This window comes from Providencia rustigianii DSM 4541, assembly GCF_000156395.1.
GTDB lineage: Bacteria > Pseudomonadota > Gammaproteobacteria > Enterobacterales > Enterobacteriaceae > Providencia > Providencia rustigianii.
Window position 1 is genome coordinate 335,906 of record NZ_GG703818.1, and the last position, 18,151, is coordinate 354,056.

The following is an 18,151-nucleotide window of genomic DNA, read 5'->3' on the forward strand; positions in this document are numbered from 1 at the left end:
TTTTTCATTATGTTTTTTTGATATCCATTTTTATTGATGTGCGCATCAATTGATTCTGTATTCGTAGTTTTGGCCTCTGCCGGTAACAATTATTGTGTGATAGTATTTGTAAATAGGGTCCTCCGCCATAATTACACACACTGTAATCCCTTGAGAACCGCCTGAAGATACATGAGTTATCTTTGCGTTGTTGAAAGTATATTTTGTTTTTAAATCACTCAGATACATCGAGCATTGCTTTTTCGCTCTATCCATTATTGGTTTGTTTTTTATCTCTAATTTTCTTCTTTCATCTTCGTATTCTTTGACTATTTTCTCATCCTTGAGCGCATTTTCTGATTTGTAATCTCTCGCAGAGATTGAATTAGTTGTTTCATTTTTTGGGAGTGTGCACGTGTATCCATATCCGTCGTGACTTGAATCAATTAAAAATTTGTCGTTATCTTTCCTTACGGTGATATGTGCTAAGTCTTTTTTAAATTTCCATGTTGAGTCCTTAGCACTAGAGGAATAAAGGTTATATTCTTCAAATCCCGTTGATAGAGATGACATATCTCGATTAAGCGTTATACGTAGCTCAATTAGTACTCCAGTGCCATTGCGTTGTTCACATGCTATTTTTATTTTATTTGGGTCTGGTGGATTGCTTGGTGCTGTGCCAAGTGAACATGCATTTAAGAGAAATGCTGCGAAAGTAATTACGGTAGGTTTGAATCTGATCATTTCAGTCTTTCCCATAGGATTAATTTTGGCAAAAAGAGAACTAATGCCCCTGTAGTGGGCATATAAAAAATAACGAGGAGCGTAGCGACCTTCGCCATACATTTTACTTATCTTTTTTCAGTAAATCTTTCAGCGCCGCAATATTCGCCCTTGCCCCTTCAGCCTCTTTTAATTGACGACGTTTTTGAGCATAAACATCAAATATCTCTTTGGCTTTTTCATCAGCCACTTTCTTACTAATTTCACCAGCGCCTTGTAATACGTCACGGTCATTGAAACTTAAAAACTGATCCAACTTGGTATCCCAATCCTGTAAAAAAACCTGCTTGCGGCGCAATGCTTGGTCTTCTGCAAAGTCGAGCCACATATTGACGATACGGTTTAACTCTTTGAGCTCATTCTCACGTAGATAGTTCTTTGCAATAATTACATCGGTTTTACGAATTTCGTCGGAGTTATAGCTGGTTAATCCCATATCCAGCTGACTGGCATCTGCGCGACTGGCAATAAGTTCAGCGGCAGTCATTCCCGTACAAGCAAAATGCAGTTTGTTTTGGATGGTTTGAAAAAAACGAGTGGTTTCTTTATTGGAAGGCTCATAATCCGCTGCCATAGTGAAGATCTCTTTCACTCGTAAATACACCCGCCGCTCACTGGCGCGAATATCACGGATGCGTTCGAGCATCTCATCAAAGTAATCAGGCACAACAGACTGACCAATAGGCGGATTCTTCAGCCGCTCATCATCCATCACAAACCCTTTGATCAGATACTGTTCTAAAGTTTGTGTTGCCCACTGGCGAAATTGTGTACCGCGAACCGAACGGACGCGATAACCAATCGCGAGGATCATTGAGAGGTTGTAATGCAGTGTGTTGCGATTAACCTGCCGATTACCTTCTCGTCGAACTTGTAAGAAAGACTTACAAGTTGAATTTTGTACAAGCTCACCCTCTTCGTAAACAGCTTTAACATGTTGAGTTATTGCCTGAGGTGTTACCTGATAAAGATTGGCAATTTCAGCCTGAGATAACCACAGCGTATCGGATTCAAAGCGGCATTCGACGCGAGTTTGGCCATCAACACTACGAAATAAAACAAATTCACCCTGTGGTGCTTCCGGAAGATTTTCACTCATCAAATTGCCCCCAATTTACGAGCTAAGAATAAATTATGACCAACAATATACTATGTCACCACAAAAGATAAGGCTGACAAAAATAGCCATATTCTCCGCATCACTTAGCAGCAGAAAAAACGCGGTTTTTAATGGTAGTAAATACCAACAAACATTCACAAATTAGGACAAGCTATAGAGAATTGGATTGATTAATTAACAAGAAGTTTTTGAGACATGACGAAAGAAGCAAATCGTGGCGGAAGATCACAGGAGTCGAACCTGCCCGGGACTGCTGGCAGCCCCAACTGGATTTGAAATCCAGCCGCCTCACCGGAGACGACGATCTTCCTCTACTTGGTAGGAGTTCGATTATAAACTGAATTATTTATTTTCCAAGGTATTGTAAGAACAACCATTCAAATTCTTGATACAAACCAATAACCCGTGCCACAATTTGTTAAACCGCAATAACAAAAAGCACAATTGTGATATTGAGCTTTGCATATCTGCCCCCATATACTTGCTTATATTCATAACGGTGCACTGATTTATTTAACGAATCATTCCACCTACTTTTATTGTCAGCACAGTAAGCCTTGGCCTTCGAGCGCAAGCCTGCATCAAGGATGTTTTTTATGACAAATTCATTATTGACCGATTCTGCACTACCACGTTTTTCAAGCATTGAACCTGCGCATATTTTTCCAGCCGTACAACACGTTTTAGGCGAATATCGCCAAACTGTTGAAAACCTACTGGCTGCCAATGACCAATACACTTGGGATAACCTGTGCCAACCATTAGAAGAAGCGAGCGATAAACTGTCCCGCGTTTGGTCTCCCGTTAGTCACCTGCATTCTGTCAAAAATAGCCCAGAACTGCGGGAAGCTTATGAACAATGTCTTCCTTTACTGTCTGAGTTCAGCACTTGGATGGGGCAACATGAGCCACTGTATCAAGCTTATAAATCCCTTAAAGAAGGCGATGAATTTAATAAGCTAACCCGAGCACAACAAAAATCAATTGAAAATACCCTGCGTGATTTTGAATTATCCGGCATCGGCCTGCCCGTTGAAAAACAGCAACGTTACGGCGAGATCGTAGCACGCTTGTCAGAAATCGCCTCTAAGTTCAGTAACAACGTGCTTGATGCGACCATGGGTTGGAGCAAGCTTATCAAAGATGAAAGCGAGCTAGCTGGAATGCCAGAAAGTGCTATTGCAGCGGCCAAAGCCATGGCTGAGTCCAAAGGTGAAGAAGGGTATTTACTCACACTGGATATGCCAAGCTACCTGCCTGTGATGACTTACGCGGATAACGCAGAATTGCGCCGCGAAATGAGCCTAGCCTACAGTACCCGTGCATCTGACCAAGGGCCAAATGCAGGTAAATGGGATAACAGCGAACTGATTGAAGAGTTAATGGCACTGCGCCACGAACTGGCGCAATTACTCGGTTTCAAAAACTTCGCAGAAAAATCTCTCGCTACCAAAATGGCTGAATCCCCAGAGCAAGTATTAAGCTTCCTGAATGGGTTAGCCGATCGTGCGCATCAACAAGGTAAAGACGAATTAGCAGATTTAACCGCCTTTGCTAAAGAGCATTATGGTGTCGATACCCTCGAATCTTGGGATCTCGCCTACTACAGCGAAAAACAAAAACAGCATAAATTCTCATTAAATGATGAAGAACTACGCCCTTATTTCCCGGAACAGCGCGTATTAAATGGGCTGTTTGAAGTGGTTCACCGTATCTATGGTTTAACCGCCAAAGAACGTCATGATGTTGAAACTTGGCATGGTGATGTGCGTTTCTTTGAATTATATGATGATACCGACACACTACGTGGTAGCTTCTACCTCGATTTATATGCCCGTGAGAATAAACGTGGTGGCGCGTGGATGGATGACTGTGTTGGCCGCATGGTGCATAAGGATGGCACCCTACAGAATCCTGTCGCCTATTTGACTTGTAACTTCAACAAGCCTCTTGGTGATAAGCCTGCACTGTTTACTCACGATGAAGTCATTACGCTGTTCCATGAGTTTGGCCATGGTCTGCACCATATGCTGACCCAAATTGATGTTGCTGATGTTGCTGGCATTAACGGTGTTCCATGGGATGCCGTTGAGCTGCCAAGCCAATTTATGGAAAACTGGTGCTGGGAACCTGAAGCGCTGGAATTTATCTCCGGTCATTATGAAACAGGCGAACCACTGCCAACCGAAATGCTGAACAGCATGCTAGCGGCAAAAAACTACCAATCAGCAATGTTTGTCCTACGCCAACTAGAGTTCGGTCTGTTTGACTTCACGTTACATGCAGAATATGACCCAGCGAAAGGCGCACGCGTCATGCCAACCCTGTACGCTATTAAAGAGAAAGTTGCGGTTGTACCATCCCCTGAATGGAGCCGATTCCCTCATGCATTTAGCCATATTTTTGCTGGTGGCTACGCTGCGGGTTATTACAGCTATTTATGGGCGGATGTTTTGGCAGCTGATGCATTCTCGCGTTTCTCCGAAGAAGGTATTTTCAACCGTGAAACGGGTCAATCATTCCTCGATAATATTTTAAGTCGTGGCGGTTCAGAAGAACCAATGGCGCTGTTCGAGCGTTTCCGTGGCCGTAAACCAGAATTGGATGCGATGTTGAAGAGCTATGGCATTCATGGCTGATCACATTGCAATTCAATTAATCTGTGAAGAGGGTGCCGATGCCGGCACCCTATCCCAACTCGCTGAAAAATGGCAGTTAGTCCATACTCCAGATGCGCTAATGGCGCTGGTCTTAACGCCTGAAAATCTACAATTACGTAAAATGGATGAACCTAAATTAGGTGGCATTTTTGTGGATTTTGTTTCAGGGGCAATGGCACATCGGCGCAAATTTGGCGGCGGTAGAGGTGAAGCCGTTGCCAAAGCGGTTGGGATCAAAAAAGACTATTTACCGGATGTGATTGATGCTACAGCGGGTTTAGGGCGCGATGCGTTTGTGCTGGCAGCGCTGGGCTGTAAAGTCCGCATGCTAGAACGTCATCCTGTCGTCGCGGCACTGCTGGATGATGGCTTGCAACGCGGCTATCAGGATCTTGAAATTGGTCAATGGCTACAAGCACGTATGTCACTGATCCACGCGTCGAGTCTCCATGCATTAGCAGAAATTACAGATGCGCCAGACGTGATTTATCTCGATCCAATGTATCCACATCGGCAGAAGAGCGCGTTAGTGAAAAAGGAAATGCGGGTATTTCAGTCATTAGTGGGTGCCGATGATGATGCAGATTCTTTACTCGCTCCTGCAATCGCGTTGGCAAAACGCCGTGTTGTGGTTAAACGCCCTGATTATGCGGAACCTCTAGCGGGACAAAAAGCACCTTCCGCGGTTACGACTAAAAGCCATCGATTCGATATTTATCCATGCATTAAAAACAGTGATTAAAACGTAACGGCGAAGGGCGTTTTGTACAATTGGCAATAAACTTGTACTACCGCCCTTTCGCGTACGTTTTCAGTTAACTATTACACAACACCTTGTGCAAACATAGCGTCAGCGACTTTGACGAAGCCCGCGATGTTCGCACCTTGTACATAGTTGGTTTGTTTACCTTCGCCACCAAACTCAACACAATGGTGGTGAATATCCAACATGATATGGTGCAGACGAGTATCCACTTTTTCAGCTTTCCAGCTTAAGCGCGCTGCGTTTTGAGCCATTTCCAGACCTGATGTTGCCACACCACCAGCATTAGCAGCTTTACCTGGTGCAAACAGAACACCCGCTTCAAGGAATAGGTCAGTTGCAGGAATTGTTGTTGGCATGTTCGCGCCTTCCGCAACCGCTTTCACGCCATTTTGGATCAATACTTTAGCGGCTTCGACATCCAGCTCATTCTGCGTTGCACATGGTAGTGCGATATCCACAGGTACACACCAAGGCTGTTTGCCCGCTAAGTAAGTCAGCCCAAACTCTTTCGCGTACTCTTCAACTCGACCATAATTATTTTTGATCTCTTCTAAGCGCGCTAATTTTTCGAGTGTAAAGCCATCTTCATCGACAACTGTACCGCTAGAATCTGATGCAGTAACCACTTTCGCACCCAGTTCCAGACATTTTTCAATCGTGTATTGAGCAACGTTACCTGAACCTGAAACAGCAACACGCATGCCTTCAAAGCCTAATCCGTGACGTTTTAGCATGGCATCAGTGAAGTAAACTAACCCGTAACCGGTTGCTTCTGGACGAATTAAACTACCACCGAAAGACAAACCTTTACCGGTAAATACACACGCCGTATTGTTAGACAGCTTTTTCATCATCCCTGTCATAAAGCCAACTTCACGTCCACCAACCCCGATATCACCAGCGGGAACATCAGTATCTGCGCCTAAATGACGATAAAGCTCAGTCATCAGAGCTTGGCAGAAACGCATAACTTCACCGTGACTTTTACCTTTAGGGTCGAAGTCAGAGCCACCTTTTCCGCCGCCCATAGGCAGGGTTGTCAGTGCATTTTTCAGGGTTTGTTCAAAGCCTAAAAACTTCAGAATGGATAAGTTAACCGATGGATGGAAACGCATTCCGCCTTTAAACGGACCAATGGCAGAACTGAATTGGACACGCCATGCACGGTTTACTTGTACTTTACCGTGGTCATCAACCCAACAAACGCGAAATTGGATCACTCTTTCTGGTTCAACAAAGCGTTCCAGCAAAGCTTGATCACGATATTTTTCATTTTGTTCGATAAAAGGCCACAGGGAGGTGAATACTTCACGCACTGCTTGTAGGAATTCAGGTTGTGAAGGGTCTCTTTTTTGGACAGACTCCAAGAACGAAGATAGTGTTTGAGCCATCTTTGACTTCCTTTTTTATGTGGATATTGTTGTGAGGAGCCTCACTATTTCTTATCTTTTTTTTTGCGAAATGTGAGGTCGATTTGTGTTTGCCTATTGAATATATCACTAGTTTGTATTCTTAATTCAAGGTTTTTTTTTACTCATTTGCAAAAAAAATTTCTTGACCTGCCAATCATTCCCTTTCACCGAGTAATTTGGCGTAAAAAAAACGCCTGCATAAGCAGGCGTTTTTAGTGAATAATTATCAAGTTAGAGATTACAGATTATTCTTCTTCGTCATTCAATGGAACAATCAGCATATCCACATGAACGGTATTAATTAACTGGCGAGCAGAGGACATTAACTTGCTCCAGAAATCTTGGTGATGTCCACAGACAACTAAATCCATATCGTATTTTTTGATAGCATCCACTAACACTTGACCTAAATCGCCGCTACCACTGAGGGTTTCTTGGATCTCATAACCTGCACCAGCAGAGAGATCTTTCAGTGAGTTACGGGTTTCATCAGTGATACGTTGCTGCATGTCACCCAGATTCACATCGATAAGACCGGTATAAAGATCCGAGTAGTTTACATCAACATGGATCATGGATACTTTGGCTCCGTACGGTTTAGCCATTGAAACAGCCTTATCCAGTAATACTTTACTTTCAGGTGACAAATCTACCGCAACAAGAATATGTTTATAAGCCATAAGTAAACTCCTTCCAAATGCTGATTTAACTGGTGGTTAACGACATTCACCAATATCTTATGAATATACTATACCTGCAAATAGTGATGAGTAAGTGTCGTCGTGATCACATCTAGCAGATTAAATTTTTAACGATAAATAGACATAACATTTGATAAAACAATAACATCATTCATTCAATTTTAATATACATCCACCCAAAATTCGAGCTTCCGTGATATATCTAAGTGTAATTAACCATCCCTAAATTGAAAGTCGATAAATATCCATCCCTAGAATGAAAATTTTGAGTCAATTGCACTTTTTTTAAGCAAAAAACTATCCTACAATAAAAATTAATCGAGTAAGTGCAATATTTTGGCTTTGTTTCCTTTAGTGACAACGGCGGTTTGATCAGTTCGTTCTAAGGAGGGGATTATGTTCAGTATGGTTGCATTATTTTGGGCACTCTGCATTCTGTGCATTTTAAATATGATGCGCTATTTTTCTTCTATTCGTGTTTTATTGTCTATATTGAGGGATTCCGATCCTTTACTCTATCAATCCGTTGATGGTAATGGCTTTTTTACCACTCATGGTCAACTTAATAAACAACTTCGCTTAGTTCGCTATATCAATAGCAAGCAGTATCTTGAACACTACGATCCCGACGTCATTTTTCGTTGTGAACGGATCCGTAAACAATTTATGCTCATCAGTCGATTGAGTATTTTGGTCGTTGTGAGCCTGATTTACCTTCTGATAGTCAATTAGTTGTAATTTATCGTGTAACCCATTCAATATAAAAAAATAGTGATGACCGAAACCGATAATCACTATTTTAGAATGTTTCTATTTTGCATAGAGCCCAAATGTTATTTTCGAGCTCTACGGAAGACCATTAAATAATCTTCAGTGCGATCCAATATAAAGCACCTGATAGACAAATTGAAACTGGCAGCGTTAGTAACCATGCTAGAGCGATGCTCTTGATAGTTTTACTCTGAACACCACCACCATCAACTACCATGGTACCTGCAACCGCAGAGGAGAGAACCTGAGTCGTTGAAACTGGCATACCCGTATAACTTGCTACCCCGATAGAAACTGCCGCAGTCACCTGTGCAGAAACCCCTTGAGCGTAAGTCATTCCTTTTTTACCAATTTTCTCACCGATAGTCACAGCCACACGCTGCCAACCAAACATCGTTCCCAGTGCCAATGCCAGTGCGACGGCAATGATGATCCACAGCGGTGCATACTCAACGGTATACAGCAGGTCATTGCTTAGTTTCTTCAGTAAGCTAGCATCTTTCGCGCTAGTTTCTGGCAACTTGGCAACTGCATTTGCAGTATCAGAGATACACATTAGCAGGCGGCGAGCTTGGTTACGTTGTTCTGGTGTCAGCTCATCATAGCTTTGAATCCCGCTCAGCATTTTCTGAGCTTGATCTAAGATGACTGGCGTACGTGAACTGTCGCAGTGAAACTCACCCTCTTCAGGTTTGTTTTCTGCTAACGCTGGGGTATTTTCAATCGCGTGGTTTAATGCTGGTTTATGTGTCTCATAGTATTGTTGCAGATGAACAACAGCGTCATGAGTTCTTGCGATATCGTAACCGTTAGAATTCATATTGACGACGAAGCCAGCTGGTGCAACACCAATCAGAACCAGCATGATAAGACCGATACCTTTCTGCCCATCGTTCGCACCGTGAGAAAAACTCACACCGACTGCAGATAGGATCAACGCAGTACGCGTCCAGAATGGCGGCTTACGCTTACCATCATTTTTCTCACGTTCTGCTGGTGTTAAGTGAATTCGGCGACGCTTTTTAGTTCCGCTCCAATAACGGCGCAAAACAAAAATCATCAGCCCTGCAATCACAAATCCGATAGCGGGTGAAAGAATTAACGACATGAAAATACTGATCATCTTCGGTATGTTTAATGCATCAACCACGGATGAATCAGTCACCAATGCGTTGGTTAAACCAACACCAATGATTGCCCCGATCAGGGTGTGAGAACTTGATGCAGGAATTCCGAGATACCAGGTTCCAAGGTTCCAGATGATAGCAGCCAATAGCAATGAAAAGACCATTGCAAGGCCGTGAGCAGAGCTCACATTGAGTAGAAGGTCTGTTGGTAAGAGGTGAACAATGGCGTACGCAACGCTCAACCCTCCCAGCAAGACGCCGAAAAAGTTAAAAACTCCCGCCATGACAACTGCGAACTGAGCTCGCATTGCTCGGGTATAAATAACCGTCGCGACCGCATTTGCGGTATCATGGAAACCATTTATAGCCTCATAGACCAGCACAAATAACAGTGCTAGAACTAATAATAGACCCGTGTAAAATTCTAAACCTGTAAAAAGATGTAGCATAGACGTTAAGCCATTATAGGTTGGACATGAACGCGGCGCATTATCATTGACAAACGCTAGCGGTGGAAGCGAAATCTGACCTTTTTTTGATTTAACTACCCATCAAAAAAACACCAATTAGACATTACCCCTTAAATATCATAACGTTACCCAAATCAAAGTTATTCTGAATTTTTGAAACTTTTTTAGGATAATTTCAGATTATCGAAGGCAAAATAGTCTTTTTTCGCAGTTTTCCCTAATTATAATACGTCTGATATACTTTTCATCAATTCTTCTCTAATCCATTGCATTACAACCGCTATCTAATAGCGTAAAATACCCCCATCAGTAATATCAAATATATTAAAAATCAAGTATATAGAGAATTTTAATCGTGAGAAATATCGACGTTATTATTTTAGGGGCTGGTGCCGCTGGACTATTTTGTGCTTCACTCGCGGGTAAGCGTGGTTTAAATACCTTGGTACTGGATAACGGCAAAAAATTAGGTCGAAAAATTCTTATGTCAGGTGGTGGTCGCTGTAACTTCACTAATATGTACGCCGATCACAGTAACTACCTTTCGACTAACCCTCACTTTTGTAAATCAGCCCTTGCACGTTATACCCAATGGGATTTTATTTCTCTCGTAAGCAAATATCAGATTCCTTATCACGAAAAAACACTCGGACAGTTATTTTGTGATAATAGTGCGCAAGATATCGTCGATATGCTGCAAAATGAATGTAATTTACCCAATGTTAGCATCAAACTACGCAGTGAAATTACCCACGTAGAAAAAATAAATAACGAATATATCGTCACCGTTAATGGCTCTCAAGTAAGTGCTCGCTCACTTGTTGTAGCTACCGGAGGGCTCTCTATGCCGGGGCTAGGAGCAACGCCATTTGGTTATCGTCTCGCAGAGCAGTTTGGACACACTATCGTGCCAACCCGAGCCGCCTTGGTACCGTTCACGCTTCATAAGCCCCTATTGGAGACTCTACAGGTACTGTCAGGGGTTTCCGTCCCAGCTACCGTCACCTCAGCCTGCGGCGTGGTGTTTAAAGAAAATATTTTGTTTACCCATAGAGGCTTATCTGGCCCTGCCATTTTACAGATTTCGAATTACTGGCAACCGGGGGAGTATGTGAGTATTAACTTACTTCCAGAAACTTCTGTGAGGGAATTCCTGACCAATGAAAAGCAACACCGTCCGAATCAATCATTGAAAAATACCTTAGCGACATTGCTACCGAAACGCTTGCTTGATGTTCTTCAACAACTAGGGCAACTCCCCGATTGCCCACTCAAACAACTCAACCATCCGCAGATTGAGGCATTAGATAACCTACTCCATTACTGGCAAGTTCAACCTAATGGAACCGAAGGATATCGCACTGCTGAAGTGACTTTAGGCGGAGTCGATACCCATGAAATTTCCTCTAAAACCATGGAATCGCTTAAAGCTCCAGGCCTGTATTTTATAGGGGAAGTGATGGATGTCACTGGCTGGCTTGGTGGGTATAACTTCCAATGGGCATGGAGTTCCGCCTCTGCTTGTGCTGAAAGTTTACCAGCATCTCAAAATAGCTAACTATTTGATAATTTTATTTAATCCATTGAAAAATAATGGATATTATTTAATTACATACAAATCATACAGTTGAGAATTAGGTTCTCATAAATATCAAATTGGTTAAAAATAACCCTTTACAAACGATAGTGATAACTATTATCATTATCACATCTTCCGCAGGGTGCTTAACTTAGTCAGCATCTTGTTGGAGGTACGACATTGCTCACATTGCTTCCAGTGTTTACTTTAGCCAGCTTACATGCTGGCTATTTTTTTATCTCCTCGTCATATATCTCTATTTCTTGATACAAAATTTTCTTATTAGCGACCGAAATCTTATTCAAATTTTTTGGATCCTATGATTAATTTCCCCTACTTCTCTCTGGCGTTAATTTGGCTAAACTATCATCAACAAGTTTAGAAAAAGCCCAATGAAAGTTGGATATACGCTTTTAGGAGATGACTCTATGATCTATTTACGCCAAGCAAATCAACGTGGGCACGCCAACCATGGCTGGCTCGACAGTTGGCATTCTTTTTCATTTGCTAGCTATTACGATGAAAAATTTATGGGATTCTCTGCATTGAGGGTCATCAATGAGGACTATATTGCCGCTGGACAAGGTTTCGGTACTCACCCACACAAGGATATGGAAATATTGACTTATGTCCTTGATGGCGCAGTTGAACATAAAGATAGCATGGGCAATATGGAACAAATCCCTGCGGGAGAATTCCAAATCATGAGCGCGGGCACCGGTATTCGTCACTCTGAATACAACCCGGATAATGAAAAAGCGCTGCGTTTATACCAGATTTGGATTATGCCAAATGCCAATGGTATCGAGCCACGCTATGAACAAAAACGTTTTGACTCTAAGAATGGTAGGCAGCTTGTACTGTCCCCAGATGCCCGTGAAGGGTCGCTAAAAGTCCACCAAGATATGACCTTATGGCGCTGGGCATTGTCGGCCAAAGAACACGATACTTATGAGATTGCCGATAAACGCGTCGTCTGGATACAAGTCGTGAAAGGTAGCATTGAAGTTAATGGTCAAAAAGCAACGACCAGCGATGGTTTAGCTGTTTGGCAAGAAAGTCAGCTGACTATCCATGCTGATGATGACAGTGAAATTCTGTTATTTGACTTGCCAGCAATGGAATAAATACAGATGTGAATAAGTACTCACTTATTTTTAAGGCAAAAAAGGCGCTATCTCGGTAGCGCCTTATTTTTATCACGGAATTTCGATGCGATTACAATTTTGGACCGGCTTTAACCAGTGCAGCTCCCGCTGGAGTATCTGTGTATTTATCGAAGTTCTTCGTAAAGCGGTCAGCTAAATCTTTTGATTTCTCATCCCATTGTGATTTGTCCGCGTAAGTATTACGTGGGTCAAGGATATTCGTATCCACACCCGGTAATGCAGTTGGGACTTCTAAATCAAAAACTGGCAACTTAATCATATCCGCTTTCTCAATATCTCCACTTAAGATAGCGTCAATAATTGCGCGTGTATCTTTGATAGAAATACGTTTACCAGTACCGTTCCAGCCTGTGTTAACTAAATAAGCTTTCGCACCAGCAGCTTCCATTCGCTTCACTAACACTTCCGCATATTGCGTTGGGTGTAGAGATAGGAAGGCAGCACCGAAACATGCAGAGAATGTTGGTGTTGGTTCCGTCACACCACGTTCAGTACCTGCTAATTTCGCCGTGAAACCTGACAAGAAGTGATACTGAGTTTGTTCTGGCGTTAAGCGAGAAACTGGTGGTAACACACCGAATGCATCTGCCGTCAGGAAGATAACTTTAGTCGCGTGCCCCGCTTTAGAAACAGGCTTAACGATATTTTCGATGTGATAAATTGGGTAAGAAACACGCGTATTTTCAGTTTTTGAACCATCATTGAAATCAACAGAGCCATCCGCCAATACCATGACGTTTTCCAGTAATGCATCGCGCTTGATAGCACCATAGATATCTGGCTCAGCTTCTTTAGACAGGTTGATTGTTTTCGCGTAGCAACCGCCTTCAAAGTTGAATACACCGTCGTCGTCCCAACCGTGCTCATCATCACCAATTAACTTACGTTTTGGATCGGTAGACAGTGTTGTCTTACCTGTACCCGATAAGCCGAAGAAAATAGCAACGTCGCCATCTTCACCTACGTTAGCGGAACAGTGCATTGATGCAATGCCTTTTAATGGCAGCAGGTAGTTCATCATAGAGAACATCCCTTTCTTCATCTCGCCGCCGTACCATGAGCCACCGATTAACTGCATACGCTCAGTCAAGTTGAATGCAACAAAGTTTTCTGAATTCAGACCTTGCTCTTTCCAATTCGGGTTAGTGCATTTTGCGCCATTCATCACGATAAAGTCAGGCTCAAAACCGACTAATTCTTCTTCAGAAGGACGAATGAACATGTTTTTAACGAAGTGAGCTTGCCATGCAACTTCCGTAATAAAACGGACTTTCAGACGCGTATCTGCGTTAGCACCACAGAATGCATCGACAACAAACAGACGTTTGCCAGAGAGCTGCTCGGTCACTAAGTGCTTCAGGCTGCTCCAAACCTCTTGGCTCATAGGTTTGTTATCGTTTTTACCTTTACCTTGGTCTGCCCACCAAACGGTATCACGAGTTATATCATCGCGAACGATATATTTATCTTTTGGAGAACGACCCGTAAAAATACCGGTATCAACAGCAACAGCACCTAAAGTCGTTACTGTACCGCGTTCATAACCTTCTAGACCTGGCTTGGTTTCTTCCTGAAATAACAGTTCATAACTAGGGTTATAAACAACTTCTGCGACGTCATGAATGCCGTACTTTTCGAGATCCTTCAGGGTAATGCTTTTAGCGCTCATTATATTGCTCCTGGTAAACATAGCTATTCTGCCGACGATCATAAATCTTTACGACTAATTAACAGCGATAGCTATCAAAGAATTGAAAAAGCATAATTTTTTTTAATTCATAATGAGACTTAGAGCACGTTATAATCCTTTAAATTTGTCAAAAAAGGGTGCAGAATTGCACCCTCGTCACATAAATAGGTTGCTAAATCGTATCAGTGAAGTTGCTGATTACGCTCATTATTTAACCCTTCAATATCGGATTCAATAAATACGTAGTGTGTGCCACAGAATTCACACTCCATATCAATTTTTCCATCTTTGTGTAAAATTTCCATAACATCTTCGTTGGAAAGTGTAATCAATGAAGCTTCACAACGTTCCCGAGAACATGTGCAACGAAACTCAACAGATTGAGGGTCATACAGCGTCACATCTTCTTCGTGATATAAACGATGTAGCACTTCTTTGATATCTAACTCGCTAAGCTCTTTGCCTTTAATCGTGGCTGTCAGTTGTACTAGATGATCAAAAAATTCATGGCTAGAATTTTCCGCTGCTGGCAGAACTTGCAGCAACATACCACCCGCGATACCTTTGCCATCTAACTCACCAACACGAATAAATAAGCGAGTTGGTAGTTGCTCAGACTGACGGAAATAAGCATCTATGCTTTCTTCAATACTGTTGCCTTCAATAGCCACAATACCTTGGTAGCGCTCGCCTTGTTTTGGCGTGATAGTGATGACAATAAAACCATTACCGATCATCTGTTTTAAAGTGCTACCCGCGACTACCGGACCATCAACGCGTGCAACACCACGCATTTGCTGTAAGTTATTACCATTAATAACCGCTAATTTTACGGGGCCATCACCTTGAATTTGAACGGTAATATCACCATCAAATTTCAATGTTGCAGTCAGTAAACTGGTCGCAACCAGTAACTCACCCAGCAGACCTTTTACCGCTTCTGGATAATCATGATTTTGTAAAATATGATGAAAAGTCTCATCGACAGTAATCATTTCCCCACGCACAGCATGCTGTTCAAATAGAAAACGATGAAGTTGGTCTTGTTTAGCCATAATTTCTCTCTATTACTCAGACCGTCTATTAAGACGATTCATTGGAATTAGTTTGTTTAAATTTTAGCAGAGTTCGACGCTCTTTTTTATCAGGACGTCGGTCTGGATGGGGCATAGTTAACGCATTCATTTTGCGTGCTATCGCCATTTTTTCACGTTGTTCGATGCTTTCAGCTGTTTCACGATACAGTAATTGAGCTTCCGGAGCGCCTTTACGCTGATTGCTGATCTCAAGCACCTCAATGATACGCTCATCATTTCCTTGCCGTAGTTTGATCAAGGCGCCTATCTCAACAATTTTCCCGGGCTTAGTTCTCTGTCCATTATAGTGAACCTTCCCGCCATCTATCATCTCACGGGCCGTTGAACGTGTTTTATAAAAACGTGCAACCCATAACCATTTATCGAGGCGAACGGGTTCTACAGATGATTGTTTCATGATGCCTCCTCAATATCAGTTTGAATTAAAACCAAAATGAGGCTTCCATTATATCGGAAGGATAATACTATCTAGGCGCGGAAGGATTATCGACCTCATAGCATTTATCGTAATATTCAGTGATTTTACGTAAACGCCTTTTGTTATTCAAAACTCGTATAATTATTAATGAACCATTGATTACAACACATATTGCCAGAAAAAGAATAAACATAGCCCGACAAACAAAGAGCGGTAACGCATCTTCATTTAATGCCTCGTGGAGCGAAATATACAGCGTTCCATTTGCATCAACCGATAAATTCGTCACGACACCTTGCACGTCAAACGGTGTGTTATTCAAAATACTCGCTAAGCGTTGAAGTTCATACCAACGCTGTAACTGCGTCATTTCATTGAAGGAATTTATTGGAATCAAATCAACTAATGGATGATTTTCATCGCTAATCAACAACACGCCGCCTGGAGGGGGGCTATTGAGTTTACGAATTTCTTTTTCAATTTCTTTCCTGATGAAATCATATGTGGTGTCTTCAACTAACTTTTCCAAGGCCTCAGCACTTCCTGCACGTAATAAAACGTGTGCCCCGCTTAATTTTCCTGATGATGCTTTTTTCACTAGAGTAGACCAATCATCCGCACTACCACCGAGGTTAGATAACGCATTTTTGAGTTTAACGCAACTCTCTGATCCACCACATAATGCATTGGTTTTTAATATTATTTCCGAAAAATCAAAGATAATATTCATCCCTGACTTCATAATTTCTCGTTGTAATCTGGGGTTAATTCCTGGGGCATCTTTATCAGGGTGAAGCTGATTTTTAACACTATTAAGTAAATCAATGGCATGATTTACCGTTTCAGACTGTGGCTCAGTCACCAAATTGATGTTGTTCCAATACATTCCGGAGCAGTCAAAAGGCACAAAAAGTGCCTGATTTTCATCATTCAAATTTGGGGGGCGATAACACATACCCACCCCTTTTGCTAACAGCGTATCCCCAACCTTAATTTTTTTTATGCTCAATTCCATTGGGTCTGTAACAACAACTTTGTGAGTACCCTCTAGCCATGCAATGCCAAGTTTAATTGGCAAACTAATGGGTTGATAAGTCATCGTAAGTACCAAAAAAAGTAAGGCACTAGAGAACATCAATATGTTCTTTTTAAATCGCTTGTAAGGGTAATAACGCTCTTCTTCATGAATGGAGAGACAGCGACCATATTTCACTACCTCCCCCGAAGAATAGAGATCAATATTAGTTGCTTGATTTAATTCATATTTTAGATAAGGAGTCCAATAAGAAGGATAGTGAAGATCTACCCCTCCAATAGAGACTGTCGATGAGTACTTTTTATCTAACTCACCATAGAGCTCCCAGCGTTTGGGTTGCCCATAAATGCACTGTACATCTTGATAAGGCTTGGGAAGAATTCGTAACCGAAACAGTAAAAATACGCCAATACAAAAGACGATTATCGCAAAAGTCAGTCCCCATCCTTGTAAAACCGGGATAGAAATCATCGTGAGGTAGCCTAAAAAGAAGCTTAGACTCACCACTATGGCTCCTAGCCATCCCGATGAATTGTGTAGCCGATGCTCTTCTTTACTCTCTTTGCGTACTTTTAATAATTGAATCGTGTTTTGCTCGCCTTCTTGGATAGCGGCTTCTGGTAACACAGACTCCACAGAAGAGGACGCAGACCACTCATGACTAAACTCTTTCAGGGAGTGGCTATTCAATGCCACAATGAGCGGTAGATGGTCAGTATCAATGATTTCCATCACGTTTTGCCGCTGCAAAAAGGGTTCGAGTTGTTCAGGCAATTGCACTTCAACCGTATCAATAAAATAGCGCCAGCTATTTCCTTGTTCTTGCCGAAGATTAAACCGAGTGACGGCATTGCAAATCGTTGCAACAATCGAATTTCGTTTAATTTGCCAAGCAGGTTGTGACGGTACGTGAATATTTTTTGAAGCGTTATGATTGAGATACTGCGATAGGATTTGGTAGTCTGATTCAATCATTTTTTTAAATGAAGGAGCGGCTAACGAGGGTATTTGATAGACGCTAGAACGCCGTCCCCGCCTGAAGAATAGGAAGAGAACCATTATAATTAGGCTAGCTACAATCAGAGCCAGTATAATGATAGTGTTTAGCATGTTTATCCCAATGGAACTGTCTACCAGCAAGCATAGCAATTCAATGTGAATCCCTATATCAGCCAATTCCTATTCTATTTTCAGTTTTGTTCTACTTTACAATACCTTGTAAATATAATTTTTTACTCATTCTGCGATACTCTTTTTCTAGGTAATTATACTAGCAGTATTTTCTCTGCCTTATAATCTCTATCATTTTTTTTTGATATGCGTCATAGTTAAGGACAAGGTAAAGGCCATCTTTCTCATCGAAAAAATGCTTT

The 18,151-nt window shown here is 42.0% G+C and carries 14 protein-coding genes and 1 tRNA gene; 5 read left to right on the forward strand and 10 right to left on the reverse strand.

The window, feature by feature from the left end; all coding sequences use genetic code 11:
- Nucleotides 1-45: 45 nt before the first annotated feature.
- From PROVRUST_RS06620 to PROVRUST_RS19735, 3 genes are all read right to left on the reverse strand, one after another.
- Nucleotides 46-825 carry a hypothetical protein gene (locus PROVRUST_RS06620; protein ID WP_006813975.1) on the reverse strand — a complete coding sequence of 260 codons (780 nt, stop codon included), beginning with the start codon at nucleotides 823-825 and terminating at the stop codon, nucleotides 46-48.
- 1 nt (nucleotide 826) lies between these two features.
- Nucleotides 827-1,861: a virulence RhuM family protein gene (locus tag PROVRUST_RS06625; RefSeq protein WP_006813976.1), complete on the reverse strand. Its 1,035-nt coding sequence runs from the start codon at nucleotides 1,859-1,861 to the stop codon at nucleotides 827-829.
- Nucleotides 1,862-2,097: 236 nt separating this feature from the next.
- A tRNA-Sec gene (locus PROVRUST_RS19735) sits at nucleotides 2,098-2,192 on the reverse strand.
- 286 nt (nucleotides 2,193-2,478) lie between these two features.
- Here PROVRUST_RS19735 and prlC point away from each other — a divergent pair.
- Together prlC and rsmJ are read left to right on the forward strand one after the other, a co-directional pair.
- Entirely contained in the window at nucleotides 2,479-4,521 is a 2,043-nt protein-coding gene (gene prlC, locus PROVRUST_RS06630; RefSeq protein ID WP_039854663.1) for an oligopeptidase A, read from the forward strand.
- Nucleotides 4,514-5,284 carry a 16S rRNA (guanine(1516)-N(2))-methyltransferase RsmJ gene (gene rsmJ / locus PROVRUST_RS06635; protein ID WP_039854665.1) on the forward strand — a complete coding sequence of 257 codons (771 nt, stop codon included), beginning with the start codon at nucleotides 4,514-4,516 and terminating at the stop codon, nucleotides 5,282-5,284. The genes prlC and rsmJ overlap by 8 nt, the downstream gene beginning before the upstream one ends.
- An 80-nt stretch (nucleotides 5,285-5,364) precedes the next feature.
- Here the strand turns inward: rsmJ and gdhA are convergent, their stop codons facing one another.
- Together gdhA and uspA are read right to left on the reverse strand one after the other, a co-directional pair.
- On the reverse strand, nucleotides 5,365-6,699 hold the full coding sequence (gene gdhA / locus PROVRUST_RS06640) for an NADP-specific glutamate dehydrogenase (protein WP_006813981.1): 1,335 nt from the start codon (nucleotides 6,697-6,699) through the stop codon (nucleotides 5,365-5,367).
- Nucleotides 6,700-6,965: 266 nt separating this feature from the next.
- Nucleotides 6,966-7,400 carry a universal stress protein UspA gene (uspA, locus tag PROVRUST_RS06645; protein ID WP_006813982.1) on the reverse strand — a complete coding sequence of 145 codons (435 nt, stop codon included), beginning with the start codon at nucleotides 7,398-7,400 and terminating at the stop codon, nucleotides 6,966-6,968.
- Nucleotides 7,401-7,817: 417 nt separating this feature from the next.
- Here uspA and uspB point away from each other — a divergent pair, with 417 nt between their 5' ends.
- Nucleotides 7,818-8,153: a universal stress protein UspB gene (gene uspB / locus PROVRUST_RS06650; protein WP_039854671.1), complete on the forward strand. Its 336-nt coding sequence runs from the start codon at nucleotides 7,818-7,820 to the stop codon at nucleotides 8,151-8,153.
- A gap of 127 nt (nucleotides 8,154-8,280) precedes the next feature.
- On the opposite strand, the gene pitA is transcribed toward uspB, so the two are convergent.
- Complete coding sequence (pitA, locus tag PROVRUST_RS06655) at nucleotides 8,281-9,768, reverse strand: inorganic phosphate transporter PitA (protein WP_006813984.1); 1,488 nt, start codon at nucleotides 9,766-9,768, stop codon at nucleotides 8,281-8,283.
- 376 nt (nucleotides 9,769-10,144) lie between these two features.
- Between pitA and PROVRUST_RS06660 the strand changes: the two genes are divergently transcribed.
- On the forward strand, nucleotides 10,145-11,347 hold the full coding sequence (locus tag PROVRUST_RS06660; protein WP_006813985.1) for a BaiN/RdsA family NAD(P)/FAD-dependent oxidoreductase: 1,203 nt from the start codon (nucleotides 10,145-10,147) through the stop codon (nucleotides 11,345-11,347).
- Between the two features lie 449 nt (nucleotides 11,348-11,796).
- On the forward strand, nucleotides 11,797-12,495 hold the full coding sequence (locus tag PROVRUST_RS06665; protein ID WP_039854673.1) for a pirin family protein: 699 nt from the start codon (nucleotides 11,797-11,799) through the stop codon (nucleotides 12,493-12,495).
- A 91-nt stretch (nucleotides 12,496-12,586) separates the two neighbouring features.
- On the opposite strand, the gene pckA is transcribed toward PROVRUST_RS06665, so the two are convergent.
- The 4 genes from pckA to PROVRUST_RS06685 form a co-directional block, all read right to left on the reverse strand.
- A complete protein-coding gene (gene pckA / locus PROVRUST_RS06670; protein ID WP_039854675.1) occupies nucleotides 12,587-14,206 on the reverse strand; it encodes a phosphoenolpyruvate carboxykinase (ATP) in 1,620 nt (539 codons plus the stop codon).
- Nucleotides 14,207-14,409: 203 nt separating this feature from the next.
- Nucleotides 14,410-15,282, reverse strand: coding sequence for an Hsp33 family molecular chaperone HslO (gene hslO / locus PROVRUST_RS06675; RefSeq protein ID WP_006813988.1), 873 nt, complete (start codon nucleotides 15,280-15,282; stop codon nucleotides 14,410-14,412).
- A 28-nt stretch (nucleotides 15,283-15,310) separates the two neighbouring features.
- Nucleotides 15,311-15,721 carry a ribosome-associated heat shock protein Hsp15 gene (gene hslR / locus PROVRUST_RS06680; RefSeq protein WP_006813989.1) on the reverse strand — a complete coding sequence of 137 codons (411 nt, stop codon included), beginning with the start codon at nucleotides 15,719-15,721 and terminating at the stop codon, nucleotides 15,311-15,313.
- Nucleotides 15,722-15,788: 67 nt separating this feature from the next.
- The gene (locus PROVRUST_RS06685; RefSeq protein ID WP_006813990.1) at nucleotides 15,789-17,888 is read right to left on the reverse strand and encodes an IgaA/UmoB family intracellular growth attenuator; all 2,100 of its coding nucleotides are present in this window, start codon (nucleotides 17,886-17,888) and stop codon (nucleotides 15,789-15,791) included.
- Nucleotides 17,889-18,151 lie beyond the last annotated feature (263 nt).

Bases quoted from the DNA above. Each gene is read 5' to 3' on its own strand.
- uspA (WP_006813982.1), bottom strand. From the start codon at position 7,400: ATGGCTTATAAACATATTCTTGTTGCGGTAGATTTGTCACCTGAAAGT.
- PROVRUST_RS06620 (WP_006813975.1), bottom strand. From the start codon at position 825: ATGTATGGCGAAGGTCGCTACGCTCCTCGTTATTTTTTATATGCCCAC.
- prlC (WP_039854663.1), top strand. From the start codon at position 2,479: ATGACAAATTCATTATTGACCGATTCTGCACTACCACGTTTTTCAAGC.
- PROVRUST_RS06685 (WP_006813990.1), bottom strand. From the start codon at position 17,888: ATGCTAAACACTATCATTATACTGGCTCTGATTGTAGCTAGCCTAATT.
- rsmJ (WP_039854665.1), top strand. From the start codon at position 4,514: ATGGCTGATCACATTGCAATTCAATTAATCTGTGAAGAGGGTGCCGAT.
- PROVRUST_RS06665 (WP_039854673.1), top strand. From the start codon at position 11,797: ATGATCTATTTACGCCAAGCAAATCAACGTGGGCACGCCAACCATGGC.
- hslR (WP_006813989.1), bottom strand. From the start codon at position 15,721: ATGAAACAATCATCTGTAGAACCCGTTCGCCTCGATAAATGGTTATGG.
- pckA (WP_039854675.1), bottom strand. From the start codon at position 14,206: ATGAGCGCTAAAAGCATTACCCTGAAGGATCTCGAAAAGTACGGCATT.
- PROVRUST_RS06625 (WP_006813976.1), bottom strand. From the start codon at position 1,861: ATGAGTGAAAATCTTCCGGAAGCACCACAGGGTGAATTTGTTTTATTT.
- uspB (WP_039854671.1), top strand. From the start codon at position 7,818: ATGTTCAGTATGGTTGCATTATTTTGGGCACTCTGCATTCTGTGCATT.
- pitA (WP_006813984.1), bottom strand. From the start codon at position 9,768: ATGCTACATCTTTTTACAGGTTTAGAATTTTACACGGGTCTATTATTA.
- gdhA (WP_006813981.1), bottom strand. From the start codon at position 6,699: ATGGCTCAAACACTATCTTCGTTCTTGGAGTCTGTCCAAAAAAGAGAC.
- hslO (WP_006813988.1), bottom strand. From the start codon at position 15,282: ATGGCTAAACAAGACCAACTTCATCGTTTTCTATTTGAACAGCATGCT.